Origin of the sequence: Nocardioides aquiterrae, assembly GCF_039526625.1 — a bacterium.
GTDB lineage: Bacteria > Actinomycetota > Actinomycetes > Propionibacteriales > Nocardioidaceae > Nocardioides > Nocardioides aquiterrae.
In genome coordinates, this window is record NZ_BAAAJE010000026.1 from 192,450 (window position 1) to 209,593 (window position 17,144).

A 17,144-nucleotide genomic window follows, 5' to 3' on the forward strand; every position below is an offset into this window, starting at 1 on the left:
CTCTCGCTGGTCGGCCGACGGCTCGACAGTTGGATGTGGTGCGTGTCCGAGATCCCCGGTCCGTTGGTCACAGGGTGTTCACCGCCCGGCGTCGGTACTGGTCGACGAAGACGGCGAAGATGAGGACGCAGCCGATGGCGACGTTCTGCCAGAACGGCTGGAGGTTCATGATCACGAAGCCGCTCGTGAGCGTGGCCGGGATGAAGGCACCGACGACGGTGCCCGACATCTTGCCCCGGCCGCCCCACAGGGAGGTGCCACCGATGATCACTGCGGTGATCGCCTGGAGGGCGATCGTGGAGTACCCGGTCACCGACGCGGTGGTGAAGCGGGCGATGTCGATCATGCCCACCAGACCGGCGAGCAGCCCGACGAGCATGTAGAGCACGAGCAGGTGCCGGTCGACGTCGATGCCGGCCCGGCGAGCCGCCTCGGGGTTGGCGCCGATCGCGTAGGTGCGCATCCCGAAGCGGGTGCCGGCGAGGATCACCCACAGCAAGCCGGTCACGGCGAAGGACACGACGACCGGCCACGGGACGCCGAGTACCTTGCCGAGCCCGAAGGTCGAGCTGAGCGCGGGCGGCACGCCGCTGACGTTGATGCCGCCGGTCCACACCTGGGCCAGGCCCAGGATGATCGTGCTGGTCGCGAGCGTGACGATGAACGACGGGATCTTGGACTTCACGACGAGCAGGCCGTTGACCAGGCCCCAGGCCGCCCCGGTCAGCAGGCCGGCGCCGACGGCCACCGCGATGCGGAACCAGAGGTCGGCACCGCCCGAGGTCGTGTCGGCGAGCCCCGAGGTCAGGTTGACCATCAGCTTCACGGCCAGGACCGAGGAGAAGACCACGATCGCGCCGACGGACAGGTCGAGCCCGGCGGCGATGAGCAGGAAGGTGACGCCGGCGGCCAGCAGCAGGAGCTGCGAGCCGGAGAGCGCGATGCTCGTCAGGTTGAAGTTGGACAGGAACGACCCGCTGGGCGTGACGACGCTGAAGAAGACGACGATCAGGACGAGCAGTCCGAAGATCGTGACGTTGGAGAACCGCTGACTGGCCAGCAGTCGGGTGCCGAGGCCGGGCTGGTGCTCGGGCTCCGGCGTCGCGTCGTCGAGGCTCGGCTTGGGCTCCGTGGTGGCGGTCATGCCGCACCTCCCTGCGATGCGGGGGCGAGACCGGCGGTCATGCCGGTCATCGCCGCGATCAGGTCGTTGGTGCTGAGGGACGAGGTCTCGGCCGTCAGGACCGTGCGCCCGAGCCGCAGCACGGTGACCCGGTCGGCGACCCGGAAGACGTCGGGCATGCTGTGGGAGATGAGGAGGACCGCGAGGCCCCGCTCGTCACGCAGCCGCTCGACCAGGCGGAGCACCTGCTCGGTCTGGGAGACCCCGAGCGCCGCCGTCGGTTCGTCGAGCATGATCAGCGCGCTGCCCCACAGCGAGGCCCGGGCCACGGCCACGGCCTGCTTCTGGCCGCCGGAGAGCGAGCCGACCTCGTTGCTGAGGGACTGCACGCTGGCGCCCAGGGAGGTCAGCTGGTCCTTGGCCGACCGGTTCATCGCGCCCCGGTCGATGAAGCCGAGCCGACCGAGCAGGCCCTTGCGGGGGATCTCCCGGCCCAGGTAGAGGTTCTCGCCCGGCGTCAGGGTCGGCGCCAGAGCGAGGTCCTGGTAGACCGTCTCGATCCCGGCGGCCTGGGCCTCGGACGGGCTGCTGAAGCTGACCGCCTGACCCCTCACCGAGACCGTGCCCGCGGTCGGCGAGACCGCTCCGGCGATGATCTTCATCAGCGTCGACTTGCCGGCGCCGTTGTCGCCGACGAGCGCGTGGACCTCGCCGGGCCGCACCTGCAGGTCGACGCCGCGCAGCGCCTGCACGTGTCCGTAGGTCTTGGTCACCCCCACGACGTCGAGCACGGGGGTGGGCGGGGTCGTCACGGTCATCGCGTCGCCTCCTCGTTCGGCTGGTGGATGGGGACGGGGTGCCCGAACGCCCCGAAGTGCTCACAGACCCGGGCGGCGTACGCCGCCGCCTCGGCTGCGGCGACGTCAAGTGTGCGGTCCGTCCCGAGCGCGCAGAGCATCGCCGCCAGGTAGGCGTCCCCGGCGCCGAGGGTGTCGATCGGCCGGGCCGGGGCGGCCGGCTGGAGGTGCACGCCGTCGCCTTCGCGCCAGACCAGCGACCCACGCGCGCCCCGGGTGACGACCACGACGCTCGGGCCGTGGGCGCGCACCTGCTCGACGAGTGCGAGGCACTCGTCGTCGTCCCACTCACCGCGCGAGAAGAACGCCGCGGTGACGTGCGGCAGCACCGGCGCGGCCCACTCCAGGTCCTTGTAGGAGAAGTCGAAGACGACGGGCGCGACCGAGCTCAGCTTCGGCACCTCGGGCAGGGTGAAGCTGCTGTGCCCGGTGTGCACCCAGTCGCAGCCCCGCAGGTAGGCGAGGTCCTCGTCGTCGAGCTCGATCCGCCCGACCGGAGGCACGAACTCGCCGAACACCCGGTTGCCGTCGGCGTCGAGCGTCACGTCCGCGAAGGAGTTCGGATGCGGCTCGTAGCGCACGCGCGACACCTCGACGTCCTCGTCGAGCAGGGCTTTGAGGACGTGCGCGGCCGCGTCGTCGTCCCCGAGGATGCCGATGTAGCCGGCGTCGCCGCCGAGCCGCCGGGCGTGCACGGCGACGTTCGCCGCGCTCCCGCCCGGGTACATCAGCCCGGTCCCGAGATACCGGTCGACGACGTTGTCGCCGACTCCACAGATGCGTGTCATCGGCTCAGTACTCGACCTTGTACATGTACCGGCGGATGTCGAGGTCGTGGCCGGTCATCGGCTCGAAGTGGTAGGCGATCCGCGAGGCGACCGAGGCCATCGCGATGTGCGCGACCCGCGGCCGCGCCTCGTCGGGCACTCCCGGCAGGGCGAGGGACGCCGAGTCGAGCACGTAGTGGTCGCGGCCGTAGCGGCCGAGGAAGCGGTTGACCCGGTCCGAGATCGGGCGGGTCTCGTCCTCGCCCGCCAGGTGGATCACCGGCGTGCTGACCTCGTCGACCATCTCGAACGGGCCGTGGAAGAAGTCGGCGCTGTTGAAGTGGGTGGACTTCTGCCGCTGCATCTCGACCAGGTAGCAGACCGAGAGCATGTAGGCGAGGCCGAGGAGCCGGCCGGTGCCGAGCACGAACAGGTTGTCGGCGTCGTAGATCTTGGCGACCGCGGCGCGCGTCTGCTCCTCGGTGGCGTCCACGGCGGCGGCCGTCGCCTCCGGGATCGCGTCCAGGCCGGCCCGCACCGTCGCGACGTCGACATCGGCGCCGACCGCCTCGAACAGCGAGCAGGACAGCTCCTCGAGCAGCTCGTACTTCGCACTGGTCGCGGTCTTCTCGCTGCCGTACACCAGCTGGTGACGGGCGGCGTCGGCGAGCGGGTTCTCGTCGTCGCGGGCGACCGAGACGACCAGGGCGCCGGCGCGGGCGGCGGCCTGGGCCGCGGCCACGGTCTCCGGCGTGCCGCCGGAGTGGGACGAGGCGACGACCAGGCTCCGGGCCCCGACCCGGCCGAGGTGGGTGAGCACGAACTCGGCCGCGTTGACGTTGTGGACCGCGAGCCCGGTCGCCGTGCCCGCGAGCGTCAGGGTCGCGGGGACCGAGGAGGCCCACGACCCGCCCATCCCGACGAAGAAGACGGTGTCGACCTCGCGGCGCACGGCCTCGGCGGCGATCTCCTGGGTCAGGGCGCGCTGGCCGACGGTCGTGCGCAGCGTCGGGACGATGTCCGTCGTGACGGGGCGGAGGGGCAGGGCGAGGGCGGTCACGGCTCCACTTTCGGCTCGGGTGCGGTGCGCCGATGAACGCTGCGAGAACGTTCTCATCGGCGAAGTGCGATAACGTTCTCACTGAAGCACGCGGTCTGGCCAGAGCGCTTTGGTAACGGTTTGGTCACGACGTGGGCCGGATCACGTTTCCCCGCCCGTGGCGCTCGTCGAGCTCGGCGACGAGCACCGGGCTCCTCCGGCGCGACCGGAGGAGCCGGCGGCTCGTCAGCGGAACGCTGCGTGTCCGGTCATGGCCTGGCCCACGACCAGCGTGTGCATCTCGACGGTGCCCTCGTAGGTGAGCACCGACTCCAGGTTGTTGGCGTGCCGGATGACGGGGTACTCCAGCGAGATCCCGTTGGCGCCGAGCACGGTCCGGGCGGTGCGGCAGATCTCCAGGGCCGCGCGCACGTTGTTGAGCTTGCCGAGGCTGACCTGCTCCGGGCGGAGCCGGCCGGCGTCCTTGCGGCGGCCGAGGTGGAGGGCGAGGAGCAGGCCCTTGGTGTACTCCAGGTTCATCTCGACCAGCTTCTGCTGGGTGAGCTGGAACGCCGAGATCGGCTTGCCGAACTGGATCCGGTCGGTCGCGTAGTCCAGGGCCGCCTGGAGGGAGGACCGCGCCGCTCCGAGCGAGCCCCAGACGATGCCGTAGCGCGCCTCGTTGAGGCAGCTGAGCGGCCCCTTGAGCCCGGTGACCTCGGGCAGCACCGCGTCGGCCGGCAGGCGGACGCCGTCGAGCACGAGCTCGCTGGTGACCGAGGCGCGCAGCGACTGCTTGTGCTTGATCGCCGGGGCGCTGAACCCGGGGGTGTCGGTCGGGACGACGAAGCCGCGGATGCCGCCCTCGGTATGGGCCCACACGACCGCGACGTCGGCGATCGAGCCGTTGGTGATCCACATCTTCCGGCCGTCCAGCACCCAGTCGCCGCCGTCTTGCCGGGCGCGGGTGCGCATGCTCGCGGGGTCCGACCCGGCGTCGGGCTCGGTGAGGCCGAAGCAGCCGATCGCCTCGCCGGCCGCCATCCGGGGCAGCCACTCGGTCTTCTGCTCCTCGCTGCCCCAACGCCAGATCGCGAACATCGCCAGCGAGCCCTGGACCGAGACCAGCGACCTGATGCCGGAGTCTGCCGCCTCGAGCTCGAGGCAGGCCAGGCCGTACTCGGTCGCCGACATGCCGGCGCAGCCGTACCCCTCGAGATGCATGCCGAGCACGCCCAGGGCGCCGAGCTCCTTGGCCAGGCCGCGGACGTCGTCGATCTCCCCGCGCTCGAACCAGTCCGCGACGTGCGGCTCGATGCGCTCGGCGCACATCTGGCGCACGGCGGCACGGACCGCCTTCTCGTCGGCCGAGAGCAGGTCGTCGATCCCCGCGGGGTCGAGCGGCTCGAACGGGGGCAGGGCGCTGGTGGCGCTCATCGGTCACTCTCTTCTGTCAGCCAGTGTCGGACGTCGGTGTTGTGCTCCCCGAGGCGCGGCGGCGCTGCGTACCGCGACACCGGGGTCTCGCTGAAGGTGAGGGGGCTGCGGACCTGCCCGAGCGCACCGGGGCCCACGTCGACGACCGGCTCGAGCCCGAGCCGGGTCGCCAGGCCGAAGGCTTCGGCCACCGAGCCGACCCTCCCGGCCGGCACGCCGACCGTGGCGAGGCGGTCGACCCAGAAGTCCACGTCGTGCGTGCCGAGCTGTGCCTCCAGCAGCGCGACCAGCTCGGGCCGGTGCGCCACGCGGTCGGCGTTGCGGGCGAACCGCCGGTCGGTGCCGAGCCACGGGAGGCCGAGGACCGAGGTCAGCCGGCGAAACTGACCGTCGTTGCCGCAGCCGACGGCCAGGTGGCCGTCCTGGGCGGCCAGCGTCTCGTACGGCGCGATGGAGGGGTGCCGGTTGCCCATGGCCGACGGGCTCTCCCCGGTGGCGAGGTACGACGAGCCCTGGTTGACCAAGGCCGCCAGCAGGCTCGAGAGGAGGTTGACCTCGACCCGCTGCCCCCGCCCGGTGACCTCGCGCGCCCGCAGCGCGGCGAGGATCCCGACGACGGCGTCCTTGGAGGTGAGCACGTCGACCAGCGCGACCCCGACCTTCGTGGGGCTCTCCGGCGTGCCGGTGATGCTCATCAGGCCGCCGACGGCCTGCACCAGGAAGTCGTAGCCCGGCAGGTCCCGGCCCGCGCGGCTCCCGAAGCCGGTCACGGAGGCGTAGACGACGCCGGGGTTGGCGGCCGCGACGGCGTCATACCCGAGGCCATGGCGGGCGAGCGTACCGTCCTTGAAGTTCTCCACGAGGACGTCGGCCCGACGCGCCAGCTCGACCGCGAGCTCGCGGTCGCCGGGGTCGGCCAGGTCGAGCTCGACGGACTTCTTCGTGCGGTTGGCGGACTCGAAGTAGGAGCTCGAGTTGTCCGTCCAGGGCGGGCCCCACTGCCGGGTGTCGTCCCCGGTGCCCGGGCGCTCGACCTTCACGACGGTGGCACCGAGGTCGGCGAGCGTCGCGGTGGCCAGCGGGCCAGCGAGCACCCGGCTGAAGTCGGCGACCAGCACGCCCTCGAGCGGCCCGGTCACGGCGCCGTCTGGAGGACGCCGTCGACGCGGCGCGGCACCGACCAGGGGTTGTCGGAGCGGGCCACGGGCGGCAGCCACTCGTCGCGGGCCGACTGGTAGGCGACCGGCCGCACGAAGCGGTCGAGCGCCGCGGCGCCGACCGAGGTCGCTGCGGGCGCGGAGGTCGCCGGCCACGGGCCACCGTGCTGCTGGGCCCAGCTGTAGGCGACCCCGGTGGGCCAGTCGTTGACGGTCACCCGGCCGACCCGGGAGGAGAGCATCCCCATGGCCCGGCCGGCCGCCTCGTCGGGGCCGTCGGCGGTGAAGACGCTGCCGGCGAGCGAGCCCTGCAGACGACCCACCGCGGCGGCGAGCTCGCGCTCGTCGGCGTACTCGACCACGAGCGCGACGGCGCCGAAGCACTCCTCGAGGAGGCGGCTCCCTGGCCGGATCTCCCGGAGGGGCGCACCGAGCACGGCCGCGGGCGCGGCCCAGCCGTCGGCACCGGCCTCGACGACGCCGGCCACCTCCGCCCCGGCGGCGACGAGGGCCTCGAGGCCCGTGCGCACCGCGGCGGCGATGTCGGCGGTGAGCATGACGGGCCGGGGCGCCGCGTCCCGCAGCGCGGCCGCGACGGCGTCGAGCGCGCCCGACCCGGCGGGCGCGAACATCAGGCCCGGCTTGGTGCAGTACTGGCCCGACCCGAGCGTGAACGACCCGACGAAGCCGGCCGCGATCTCGGCCATCCGCGACATCGCGCCCGGCGTGACGACGACCGGGTTGACCGTCCCCATCTCCGCGAAGACGGGGACGACGCGCTCGCGCTCGTTGGCGAGCCGCCAGAGCGCGAGGCCACCGGCCTGCGAGCCGGTGAAGGCGACCGCCGCGATCCCGGGCGCCTGCACGAGGTCGATCCCCGCCTGCCGGCCCGAAACCAGGGCGAAGAGGCCGGCCGGCGCGCCGGCGGCGTCGAGGGCGCTCCGCGCGATCCGGCCGAGAGCCTGACTCAGCAGCGGATGAGCGGGATGGGCCTTGACCACCACCGGGCACCCGGCCGCGACCGCCGAGGCCGTGTCGTTCCCGAGCACGCTGAAGGCGAAGGGGAAGTTGCTGGCGCCGAAAACCGCCACCGGCCCGAGCGGCACCTGCACCCGGGCGAGGAAGGGCTGGGCCTCGCGCGCGTGATCGATGGTCACGCCGAGGTAGGAGCCCTCCGCCGCGACGTCGCCGTAGAAGCGGAGCTGTCCCGCGGTGCGGGCCAGCTCGGCCTCCAGGCGCGGTCGCCCGAGGCCGGTCTCGGAGTCCCCGAGCGCGATGAGATCGTCCGCCTCGGCCTCGAGGGCGTCGGCGACGGCGGCCAGCCAGGCCCGGCGTACGGCGGGCGCGGTGCCGGCCACCTCCTCGGCGACCTCGACCGCGCGCTCGACGGCGGCCAGGACCTCGGCGGGCGTGCTCTCCTCGAGCCGCCCGTTCTCGCGTCCGGTGACCGGGTCGTAGGAAACGACGCTCACGACGCCTCCCGGACGGCCGCCTCGAGCACTCCGACGCCGTCGGCGAGCAGGTCGAAGTCGATGACGAGCGGAGGCAGGAGCCGGATGACGTTGCCGTAGGTGCCGCACACGAGCGTGATGACGCCGGCGCGGTGGCAGGCCTCCGCCACGGCCCGGGCGGTCTCCGGCGCCGGGTCCGTCGACCCCGGTCGCACGAACTCGACCGCCAGCATCGCGCCGCGCCCGCGGACGTCACCGACGCTCGCGCAGCTCTCCCGCAGCGCCTCGAGCCGCGGCAGCACGGCCGCCTCGATGGCCCGGGCCCGCTCCACGAGCGAGTCCCGCTCGATCGTCTCCAGCGCGCCGAGCGCAGCGGCGCACGCGACCGGGTTGCCGGCGTACGTGCCGCCGATGCCCCCGGGTGCGACGGCGTCCATGATCTCGGCGCGGCCGGTGACCGCGGCGAGGGGGAGACCGCCGGCGAGGGCCTTGGCGGTCGTGACCAGGTCGGGGACGACGCCCTCGTGGTCGCAGGCGAACATGGCGCCGGTGCGGCCGAACCCGGTCTGGATCTCGTCGGCGATGAAGACGATGCCGTGCTCGGCGGCGAACTCCTGGACCCCGCGCAGGTAGCCGGCCGGCGGCACGATGAATCCGCCCTCGCCCTGGATCGGCTCGACGATGATGGCGGCGACGTTGTGCGCGCCGATCTGCGACTGCACCGTGTCGCGCAGCGCCGCGAGCCCCTCCTCCGCGGCCTTCTCGGGACCGCCGGGCCACCGGTAGGGGTACGGCGAGGGCACCCGGTAGACCTCGGCGGCGAACGGACCGAAGCCCTCCTTGTACGGCACGTTCTTCGCTGTCAGCGACATCGTCAGCAGGGTGCGACCGTGGTAGGCGTGGCCGAGGGCGACGACCGCCGGGCGACCGGTCGCGGCGCGGGCGATCTTCACCGCGTTCTCGACGGCCTCGGCGCCGGTGGTGAAGAGCGCGGTCCTCTTGTCGTGGTCACCGGGGGTCAAGCGGTTGAGCGCGGCGGCGACCTCGACGAAGCCGTCGTACTCGGTGACCATGAAGCAGGTGTGGGTGAACCGCTCGGCCTGGCGGGCCACGCGGTCGACCACGGTCGGGTCGGCGGCGCCCACGCTGGTCACCGCGATGCCCGACGCGAGGTCGATGAGGTGGTTGCCGTCGACGTCGACGACGACCCCGCCACCGGCCCGGTCGACGAACACCGGGACGGCGATGCCGAAGCCTCCGGCCACCTCCTGCCGACGGCGGGCGTGGAGCTCCTGGGACCTCGGTCCGGGGATGGCGGTCCTCAGGATGCGGCGCTGCTCGGGCTGCGACATGGGTCTCCTCGTCGGGGTGGGTCGGTGTCCCGACGGTAGGAAGGCGCGAGCGGTCACGCCTTGTGCGGATCGACGAGATCGCCCCCGGGCTCGGATGATCAGCACTACCGCTACGCGACACCCCGCGCGCGCATCAGCAGCCACAGCCGGGCGGCGACGTCGGGGTCGTCGAGGTCGAGGCCGGTGACCTCGCGCGCCCGCCCGACCCGGTAGCGCAGCGTGTTGCGATGCACGCCGAGGCTGCGCGCGGCCTGCTCCCACTGCCCGCGGTGGCGGAGGTAGGCGACGAGCGCCGCGACCGTCTGCTCACCCTGCCGGTCGACGAGCTCCTCGAGGGCCCGTCCGAGATCGGGGTCGGCCACCGGACCGGCCTGGTGCTGGGTCAGTCGACCCGGCGGCACGCGCGTGAGCGCGTCCTCGAGCCGGGTCCGGGTCGGCCCGACGTCCTCGAGCCGTGTGAGCTCGGAGACCATCGCGGCGGCCGTGGCGTCGGCCGCCGCGAGTGTCGCGTCGAGCTCCGCGGTCGGAGGGTGCGTCGTCGGCAGGAGGAACCACGCGCGGGTCCGGCCGGAGCTGACGCCCAGCACGCTCGGGCACCACTGCTCGACCGCGCGGGCGAGCCGGTCGCCGTCGCGTCCGGCGACCACCAGCACGCGCGCCTCCCGCCCAAGGGCCGGCAGCCCGAGGGTGGCTGCGAGCCGGCGGGCCGCGTCGACGTGGCCGAGGTCGACCAGGGTCGCGACGGAGCGGGCGTGGGCGTGGCGCTCCGAGGCGCTGCGGCGCCGGTGGAGGGCCTCGATGCTCAGCAGCGCGACGGCCGTCATCACCAGGCGCCGCTGGAGTCCGCTGAGCTGCGCCGGGGTGCCCACCGCCACGTACCCCACGATCACGTCCCGGACGGTGAGCGGGAACAGCGCCACGTACCGGTCGTGCGCGACGAACGACGCCGCCGAGTGCACGCCGGCGACCTCGAGACGGCGCACCTCGTTCTGCAGCGCCTCGGCTTCCTCGACCAGGCCCGCGGGGAAGATCTCCTCCACGGTGCCGGTCGCGCTCAGGCGCGCGGCCCAGCCGCCTCCGGTCCGGGCGAGGCGCTTGAGGATCTCCCCCGCCGGGTCGTCGGAGACCGCCGCGTCGATGAGCGCGCGCTGGGTGGCGAACGCGTCCTGCAGGGGCTGCTCTGTCGAGCGGGACCGGGCCGACCAGTACGCCGCGGTGATGGTGAGGAACGGCGTCGGCGTCGGCACGACGAGCAGCGTCAGCCCGTGGGTGCGGCAGGCGGAGACCAGCGCGGCCGGCAGCTCGGTGTACGTCGGGCCGAGCCCGACTCCGAGCGCCGCGATCCCGATGCGCGTGAGTCGCCCGACGTACTCCTCCCACCCGATCAGGCTGGTGGGCAGCGTGAGCCCGGTCGTGAGCAGCAGCTCGCCGCCGTTGACGTAGGCCGTCGGGTCGATCAGCTCCGAGACGTGGACCGCGGTGATCGGCGTCTCGGGCGCCTCGAATCCCGGTGCTGGCTGGAGGTGCTCCCCGAGCGTCCGGCAGAGGCCGCCCACGGTCGGCAGCGCCATTCCCCACCTCCGTCGCCGACGCCACCGGCGCCCTGCTCACGCCGCTTCGCTGCGAGCGATCGTAGTGCGGATCGACCGATGCAGCCGCAGACCGGACAGATCGTCCGAGCTCCGGCAGCCTGACCGGCAGACCGTCAACGGATGGGCGCGCCGGACACCGACCGGGCGATGACCAGCCGCTGGATCTCGGAGGTGCCCTCGAAGATCGTGTAGATCTTGGCGTCGCGGGCCCAGCGCTCGACGGGGTACTCGCGGGTGAAGCCGTTGCCTCCGAGGATCTGCATCGCGTCGGTGGTGACCCGCACGGCGGTCTCGCCGGCGAACAGCTTCGACATCGAGCCCTCGGCGCTCTCGAACTTCTTGCCCTGCCGCGCCATCCACGCCGCGCGCCACACCAGCAGCCGGGACGCCTCGATCGACATGGCCATGTCGGCGAGCTTGAACGCGATCGCCTGGTTCTCGATGATCGGCTTGCCGAACTGCTCGCGGGTCTTGGCGTAGTCCAGGGCCACCTCGTACGCCGCCCGCGCGATGCCGATCGCCTGCGCACCCACCGCCGGCCGGGTCCGCTCGAAGGTCGCCATGGACGCGTTGCCGCGGGCACCGCTGCCCTCGCGGGCGCGGGCCAGCCGCGCGTCGAGCTTCTCCTTGCCGCCGAGCAGGCACCGGCCGGGCACCCGGACGTTGTCGAGCACGACCTCGGCGGTGTGCGACGCGCGGATGCCGTGCTTGTGGAACTTCTGCCCCTGGCTGAGCCCCTTCGTGCCGGGCGGCACGACGAACGACGCCTGCCCGCGGGTGCGCAGGTCGGGGTCGACCACCGCGGTCACCACGTGCACGTCGGCGATGCCGCCGTTGGTCGCCCAGGTCTTGGTGCCGTTGAGCACCCACTCGTCGGTCTTCTCGTCGTACGTCGCGCGGGTGCGCATCGCCCCCACGTCCGAGCCCGCGTCCGGCTCGGAGGAGCAGAACGCGCCGAGCTTCAGGTCGCCGGGCGTGCCGTACATCGCCGGCACCCACTCGGCCACCTGCTCGTCGGTGCCGTTCGCACGGACGCCGGCCGCGGCGAGCGACGTGCCGACGATGGAGAGCCCGATGCCGGCGTCGCCCCAGAACAGCTCCTCCATCGTGATCGGGAAGCCGAGCCCGGTCTCGTCGAACGCCTGGGTGACGATGAAGTCCACGGAGTAGATGCCGGCCTTGGCCGCCTCCTCCACGACCGGCCAGGGGAACTCCTCCTTCTCGTCCCACTCGGCCGCGGCCGGTCGGATGACGTCCGCGGCGAAGCCGTGCAGCCAGTCGCGCAGGTCGAGGTGGTCCTGGTCCAGGTCGAAGGAGGGCGTCATGCCGACGAGGCTACCGACGGGTCGGAACACGTTCTACTGTGACGGCTGTGGCCTCCACCGCACCCGTCCGCGAGCTCCCGCCCCCGGCGAAGGGGCTGCCGGTCATCGGCCGCAGCCTCGAGTACGCCCGCGACCCGATGGCGCTGTTCCGCAAGCAGTGGGCGGCGTACGGCCCGGTCTCGCCGATGAGCCTGCTCGGCAAGGACCGCTGGGTGATGCTGCTCGGGCCGGACGCGTGCGAGGTCGCGCTGCGCAACGCGGACAAGGCGTGGGCGAACGGGCCGGCGTGGACCTACCTGGTCGGGCCGTTCTTCGGCCGCGGCCTGATGTTCCTCGACTTCGACGAGCACCACCTGCACCGCCGCATCATGCAGCAGGCCTTCACCCGCGACCGGCTCGAGAACTACACGGCGGCCATGCACCCGGCGATCACCGCCGGGCTCGCGACGTGGACGCCGGCGGCCGGGTTCCGGGCGTACTGGGCGCTCAAGCAGCTCACCCTCGACATCGCCACCGACACGTTCATGGGCGGCGCCGACCACACCTCGCGCGAGGAGATGGACCGGGTGAACCGGTCGTTCATCGCGTGCGTGCAGGCGGCCGCGGCGATCGTCCGGTACGACGTGCCGTTCACTCGCTGGCGCCGCGGCCTGAAGGGCCGCCGCCACCTCGAGGAGTTCCTGACCGGCTACCTGCCCTCGCGCCGCGCCGAGGCCACCGACGACCTGTTCTCCGTGCTGTGCCACATCGAGTCCGAGGACGGCGACCGGTTCACCGACGAGGACGTCGTCAACCACATGGTGTTCCTGATGATGGCCGCGCACGACACGTCCACGATCACGCTCTCGACGATGATGCAGCTCCTCGGGCAGCACCCGGAGTGGCAGCAGCGCTGCCGCGAGGAGGCCCAGGCGCTGGCCGACCGGGTCGGTACGACGCCGGGGCTGGCCGACCTCGAGAGCCTGACCTCGATCGACCTGGTGATGAAGGAGTCGCTGCGGCTGCGGGCACCGGTGCCGGTGATCCTGCGCCAGGCGGTCAAGGACACCGTCGTGCTCGGCACCCGGATCCCGGCGGGGACCTACGCCACCGTCGGGCTCCAGTACAGCCACCTGCTGCCGGAGTACTGGACCGATCCGGAGGCCTTCGACCCCGAGCGCTTCTCGCCGGAGCGCCGCGAGGACCGGTCGCACCGGTACGCGTGGGCGCCGTTCGGCGGCGGCGTGCACAAGTGCCTGGGCATGTTCTTCGCCGGAGCCGAGGTGACGGCGCTGATGTTCCACCTGCTGCTGGACTTCGAGTGGTCGGTCGACCCGGCGTACGTCGCGCCGATCAACAACCACTCACTGCCGTTCCCCAAGGACGGGCAGCCGGTGGACCTCAGACGGCGTTGACGTCCTCGCCGTTGTTGGTCGGGCAGTCGGGGTTGGTGCAGATCCGCTCGTCGACGGTGGGGTCGGCCTCGGCCACCCGGTCGCCGCCGCCGGTGCGCGCCTGCAGCTCGACCGGGGATCCGCAGACCGCACAGGGCTTGTGATCGGTGTACATCAGTCGCTCCTCGAGCCCCGCGCCGTCGCGTACGCCGGCTCGCGCAGCCGGCGCACCGACGGGTACTGGTCGAGGCCCGGCAGCTGGTGGACGACCGGGTCGAACGAGATCTCCTCGGGCACGCGCCGCGTCGAGAGGCGCAGGGAGCCGAAGGGCTGCCAGTCCCCGGTCGGCCGCGCCCAGGACAGCTCGAACGCCTCCACGCCGACCGGCTCGGCACTCAGCACCAGGGGGCCGGCCTCGGTGCGGTACGGCAGCAGCGTGGTCATCGGCTGGCTCCGGGACCCGCGGCTCGGCACCAGCACGAACCGGGAGACCGGTCCGCGGCCGGTGGTCGCGAACAGCAGGTCGCCGTACCCGCCGTCGAGCTGGACGCGGACGGCGAGGCCGTGGATGTCCGGCAGCGGGCCCGCCAGCCCGATCGCGCGGGACAGCCGGACCACCGCGTCGTCCTGCCCGGCCTCGTCGAGCCAGGCGACGCCGGAGGGCTCGGCCGAGCCGTTGCGGAAGACCCGGGCGGCGAGCACCTCGCCGGACGGGTGCAGCGGCTTGCGGGCGCGGCGCAGCGCGGCCAGTCCCCCGGTGGCGGCGGCGAGGACGCCGCCGCCCACCGAGGAGGCGGCGCGGGTGAGGATCGGCACGACCGGGCTGTACCCGCACGCCGGAGGATCAGGCGTGGACCGGCGCCTCCGCGTCCAGCTCCGGGTCGACGCCGGCGTCGCCGGCGTCCACGTGGTAGTCCTGCGGCGACGTCTGGTCCGCGCCCTCGGCGATGCCCATCGCGCGGAACGCCACGGTCAGCACCGCGGCGACCAGCAGGTTGAGCAGGAGCGCCAGCAACGCGATGTAGAACTTCGTCTCGGTGCCGGGGAAGTTCACCAGCGGGCCGCCGAAGTGCTGCTGCACCGGGGACGCGACGCCGTACGCGAGCCAGGTGCCCCACGCCATCCCGACCGCCCACCCGGCGAACAGCGCCCACCGGTGCATCCACCGCGTGTAGAGGCCGATCACGATCGCGGGCAGCGTCTGCAGGACCCACACGCCGCCGAGCAGCTGGAGGTTGATCGCGAAGTCCTTCGACAGCGCGAGCACGAACACCAGCGCGCCGAACTTCACCAGCAGCGAGGCGACCTTGCTCTGCCTCGCCTCCTCTGCGTGGGTGGCGTTGCGGTTGAGGAACGCCTTGTAGACGTTGCGGGTCCACAGGTTCGCGGCCGCGATCGACATGATCGCCGCGGGCACCAGCGCGCCGATCACGATCGCCGCGAACGCGACCCCCGCGAACCACGGGCTGAACTGCTCCTCGAACAGCTGGGGCACCGACTGCTGCGGGTTGTCGACCTTCACGCCCGCGGCGATCGCCACGAAGCCCAGCAGCGCGAGCAGCCCCAGCAGGAAGGTGTACGCCGGGAGCAGCGCGGCGTTCCGGCGGATCACCGACCGGCTCCGCGTGGACAGCACCCCGGTCACCGAGTGCGGGTACATGAACAGCGCCAGCGCGGACCCGAGCGCGAGCGAGGCGTAGGCCCACTGGGCCGCCGGCGGCGGCATCATCGCCTTGGGCGCCGCGTCGCCGGCCGCGATCGCGTCCGCGTTCTCCGTGTTGAAGGTGGCGAACGAGTCGCTCACCGTCGAGAAGATGTGGCCCCAGCCGCCGACCTGCGAGGGGATGTAGAAGACGGCGACCAGGATCACCAGGTAGATCAGCGTGTCCTTGACGAACGCGATCAGCGCGGGCGCGCGCAGGCCGCTGGAGTAGGTGTACGCGGCCAGCACGACGAACGCGACGAACAGCGGCAGGTCCTTGACGAACCAGTTGCTCGTCTCGTCGGCGCCGATGCCCATCACCTGGAGCACCACCTGCATGCCGACCAGCTGCAGCGCGATGTAGGGCATCGTCGCGAGGATGCCGGTGAGCGCCACCGCGAGCGCCAGCGGGCGGCTGTCGTAGCGGCCCTGCACGAAGTCGGCCGGGGTGACGTAGCCGTGCCGGTGGCTGACCGACCAGAGCCGCGGGAGGAACAGGAAGATCAGCGGGTAGACCACGATCGTGTACGGCACCGCGAAGAAGCCGACCGCGGAGCCGGCGTACAGGGTCGCGGGCACGGCGATGAACGTGTACGCGGTGTAGACGTCGCCGCCGATGAGGAACCAGGCGATGAAGGTGCCGAAGCCGCGGCCGCCCAGGCCCCACTCGTCGAGCGAGTCCATGCTCTCCGCGCGGCGCCACCGGGCCGCGGCGAACCCGAGCACGGTGACCAGCAGGAACAGGAAGACGAAGACGCCGAAGACGACGCCGTTCACGTGGCCGATCACCGGTCGACCTCCTCGCCGGGCGGGTCCGCCGGCAGGCCGTGGCGCTGCCGGTCCAGCCGGTCGGCGCCCTGGGAGAGCAGGAAGGCCGGCACCGTCAGGCAGACCGCGACGAGGATGAGCGCGAACTGGAACCAGAAGAAGAACGGGAAGTCGAAGAGCTTCGGGTCCTCCCGATCGTAGAGCGAGACCCACAGCGGCAGCACGACAGCGGGGGCGAGGAGCAGGCCGATCAGGCCCCACCGTGCTCGTGACGTCATTCGGTTACCTCCCGAGAAAAGGACCCTCTGTGCGTACCCAATCGCCCGCAGAATGACGCGCATGGAACCCGACCTCTCCCGGTACGACGACTGGCTGGCCTTCCTGCGCGAGCAGGGCGAGACCGACCCGGACCTGCACGTGATCTGGGTGGGCGGCTCCGCGGCCACCGGAGGCTGGGACCAGTGGTCGGACCTGGACGTCGACCTGCTGTGCACGCCGGGCACGACCTCCGCGGTCCACGACCGGCTGGTCGCCCGGAGCCGGGAGCGCTTCGACGTCGACCACGTGTGGGAGCTGCCGCTGACGACCTGGCCGGACGGCCGGCAGTGCTTCGTGAACCTCCAGCGGCGGCCCGGCGCGCTCGAGAAGCCGACGATGATCCTCGACCTGCACTTCTCCGACCTCACCGACGGCCACCGGCACCTCGACGTACGCCGGCACGGCACGCCGATCGTGCTGCACGATCCGGACGGCCGGCTGGTGCTGCGTCACGACGACCGGGAGGCGATAGAGCAGGCGATCGCGGAGGCCGTCGAGCAGGCGCGGCAGCGGCGGGCCACGGCCGAGTGGCTGGTGAACCGCGCGGTCGCCCGCGGGCAGCTCCCCGAGGCCACCGCGCTCTACCTGCGGTTCGGCCTGGGCGTCGTCGTGCAGCTGCTGCGGATCGAGCACTGTCCGTGGCGGCACGACTACGGGCTGCGCTACCTGCGCACCGACCTGCCCGCCGACGCCGCCGACCGGGTCTACGCGCTGCTGCCGGGCGCGGCGCCGCTCACCGAGCTGACCGCGGCCTGCTTCGCATGGCTGGACGAGCTGCTGTCGCGAGCAGCGGCGACGGGGGCGCCGGGGCAGGCGTAGGCCCCACCGGGCGGGACCCGCACTCCTGTCTGGCGCGTTCCCACCCGGTGGGGGGCTCGGGAAC

Annotated in this window: 16 protein-coding genes; 2 read left to right on the plus strand and 14 right to left on the minus strand. The window is 72.7% G+C overall.

Annotated features, from left to right (window positions below; translation table 11 throughout):
- Positions 1-67: 67 nt before the first annotated feature.
- The 10 genes from ABD086_RS21220 to ABD086_RS21265 form a co-directional block, all read right to left on the minus strand.
- Positions 68-1,144 (minus strand): ABC transporter permease, encoded by a 1,077-nt coding sequence (locus ABD086_RS21220; protein WP_343909929.1) that lies wholly within the window; start codon positions 1,142-1,144, stop codon positions 68-70.
- Complete coding sequence (locus tag ABD086_RS21225; RefSeq protein ID WP_343909931.1) at positions 1,141-1,941, minus strand: ATP-binding cassette domain-containing protein; 801 nt, start codon at positions 1,939-1,941, stop codon at positions 1,141-1,143. The genes ABD086_RS21220 and ABD086_RS21225 overlap by 4 nt, the downstream gene beginning before the upstream one ends.
- Positions 1,938-2,768 (minus strand): PfkB family carbohydrate kinase, encoded by an 831-nt coding sequence (locus ABD086_RS21230; protein WP_343909933.1) that lies wholly within the window; start codon positions 2,766-2,768, stop codon positions 1,938-1,940. The genes ABD086_RS21225 and ABD086_RS21230 overlap by 4 nt, the downstream gene beginning before the upstream one ends.
- A gap of 4 nt (positions 2,769-2,772) precedes the next feature.
- Positions 2,773-3,807 (minus strand): SIS domain-containing protein, encoded by a 1,035-nt coding sequence (locus tag ABD086_RS21235; protein WP_343909935.1) that lies wholly within the window; start codon positions 3,805-3,807, stop codon positions 2,773-2,775.
- Positions 3,808-4,032: 225 nt separating this feature from the next.
- Entirely contained in the window at positions 4,033-5,223 is a 1,191-nt protein-coding gene (locus ABD086_RS21240; protein ID WP_343909937.1) for an acyl-CoA dehydrogenase family protein, read from the minus strand.
- Positions 5,220-6,362 carry a CaiB/BaiF CoA transferase family protein gene (locus ABD086_RS21245; RefSeq protein ID WP_343909939.1) on the minus strand — a complete coding sequence of 381 codons (1,143 nt, stop codon included), beginning with the start codon at positions 6,360-6,362 and terminating at the stop codon, positions 5,220-5,222. The genes ABD086_RS21240 and ABD086_RS21245 overlap by 4 nt, the downstream gene beginning before the upstream one ends.
- Entirely contained in the window at positions 6,359-7,852 is a 1,494-nt protein-coding gene (locus tag ABD086_RS21250; RefSeq protein WP_343909941.1) for an aldehyde dehydrogenase family protein, read from the minus strand. The genes ABD086_RS21245 and ABD086_RS21250 overlap by 4 nt, the downstream gene beginning before the upstream one ends.
- On the minus strand, positions 7,849-9,183 hold the full coding sequence (gene gabT, locus ABD086_RS21255) for a 4-aminobutyrate--2-oxoglutarate transaminase (RefSeq protein ID WP_343909943.1): 1,335 nt from the start codon (positions 9,181-9,183) through the stop codon (positions 7,849-7,851). Before gabT ends, ABD086_RS21250 begins: the two co-directional genes overlap by 4 nt.
- Positions 9,184-9,293: 110 nt before the next feature.
- Positions 9,294-10,754 carry a helix-turn-helix domain-containing protein gene (locus ABD086_RS21260; RefSeq protein WP_343909945.1) on the minus strand — a complete coding sequence of 487 codons (1,461 nt, stop codon included), beginning with the start codon at positions 10,752-10,754 and terminating at the stop codon, positions 9,294-9,296.
- Between the two features lie 134 nt (positions 10,755-10,888).
- A complete protein-coding gene (locus ABD086_RS21265) occupies positions 10,889-12,100 on the minus strand; it encodes an acyl-CoA dehydrogenase family protein (protein ID WP_343909946.1) in 1,212 nt (403 codons plus the stop codon).
- A gap of 47 nt (positions 12,101-12,147) precedes the next feature.
- Between ABD086_RS21265 and ABD086_RS21270 the strand changes: the two genes are divergently transcribed.
- The gene (locus tag ABD086_RS21270; protein ID WP_343909947.1) at positions 12,148-13,494 is read left to right on the plus strand and encodes a cytochrome P450; all 1,347 of its coding nucleotides are present in this window, start codon (positions 12,148-12,150) and stop codon (positions 13,492-13,494) included.
- On the opposite strand, the gene ABD086_RS21275 is transcribed toward ABD086_RS21270, so the two are convergent.
- The 4 genes from ABD086_RS21275 to ABD086_RS21290 are packed head-to-tail and all read right to left on the minus strand — an operon-like array spanning position 13,481 to position 16,221.
- On the minus strand, positions 13,481-13,648 hold the full coding sequence (locus ABD086_RS21275; protein ID WP_343909949.1) for a hypothetical protein: 168 nt from the start codon (positions 13,646-13,648) through the stop codon (positions 13,481-13,483). The two genes, ABD086_RS21270 and ABD086_RS21275, sit on opposite strands and share 14 nt — an antisense overlap.
- Positions 13,648-14,289, minus strand: a complete 642-nt coding sequence (locus ABD086_RS21280; protein ID WP_343909951.1) for a hypothetical protein — start codon at positions 14,287-14,289, stop codon at positions 13,648-13,650. The genes ABD086_RS21275 and ABD086_RS21280 overlap by 1 nt, the downstream gene beginning before the upstream one ends.
- Before the next feature lie 28 nt (positions 14,290-14,317).
- Positions 14,318-15,964: a monocarboxylate uptake permease MctP gene (mctP, locus tag ABD086_RS21285; RefSeq protein ID WP_343909952.1), complete on the minus strand. Its 1,647-nt coding sequence runs from the start codon at positions 15,962-15,964 to the stop codon at positions 14,318-14,320.
- Positions 15,961-16,221 carry a DUF3311 domain-containing protein gene (locus tag ABD086_RS21290; protein ID WP_343909954.1) on the minus strand — a complete coding sequence of 87 codons (261 nt, stop codon included), beginning with the start codon at positions 16,219-16,221 and terminating at the stop codon, positions 15,961-15,963. The genes mctP and ABD086_RS21290 overlap by 4 nt, the downstream gene beginning before the upstream one ends.
- Before the next feature lie 61 nt (positions 16,222-16,282).
- On the opposite strand from ABD086_RS21290, the gene ABD086_RS21295 reads away from it, so the two are divergent.
- Positions 16,283-17,080 (plus strand): hypothetical protein, encoded by a 798-nt coding sequence (locus ABD086_RS21295; RefSeq protein ID WP_343909956.1) that lies wholly within the window; start codon positions 16,283-16,285, stop codon positions 17,078-17,080.
- Positions 17,081-17,144 lie beyond the last annotated feature (64 nt).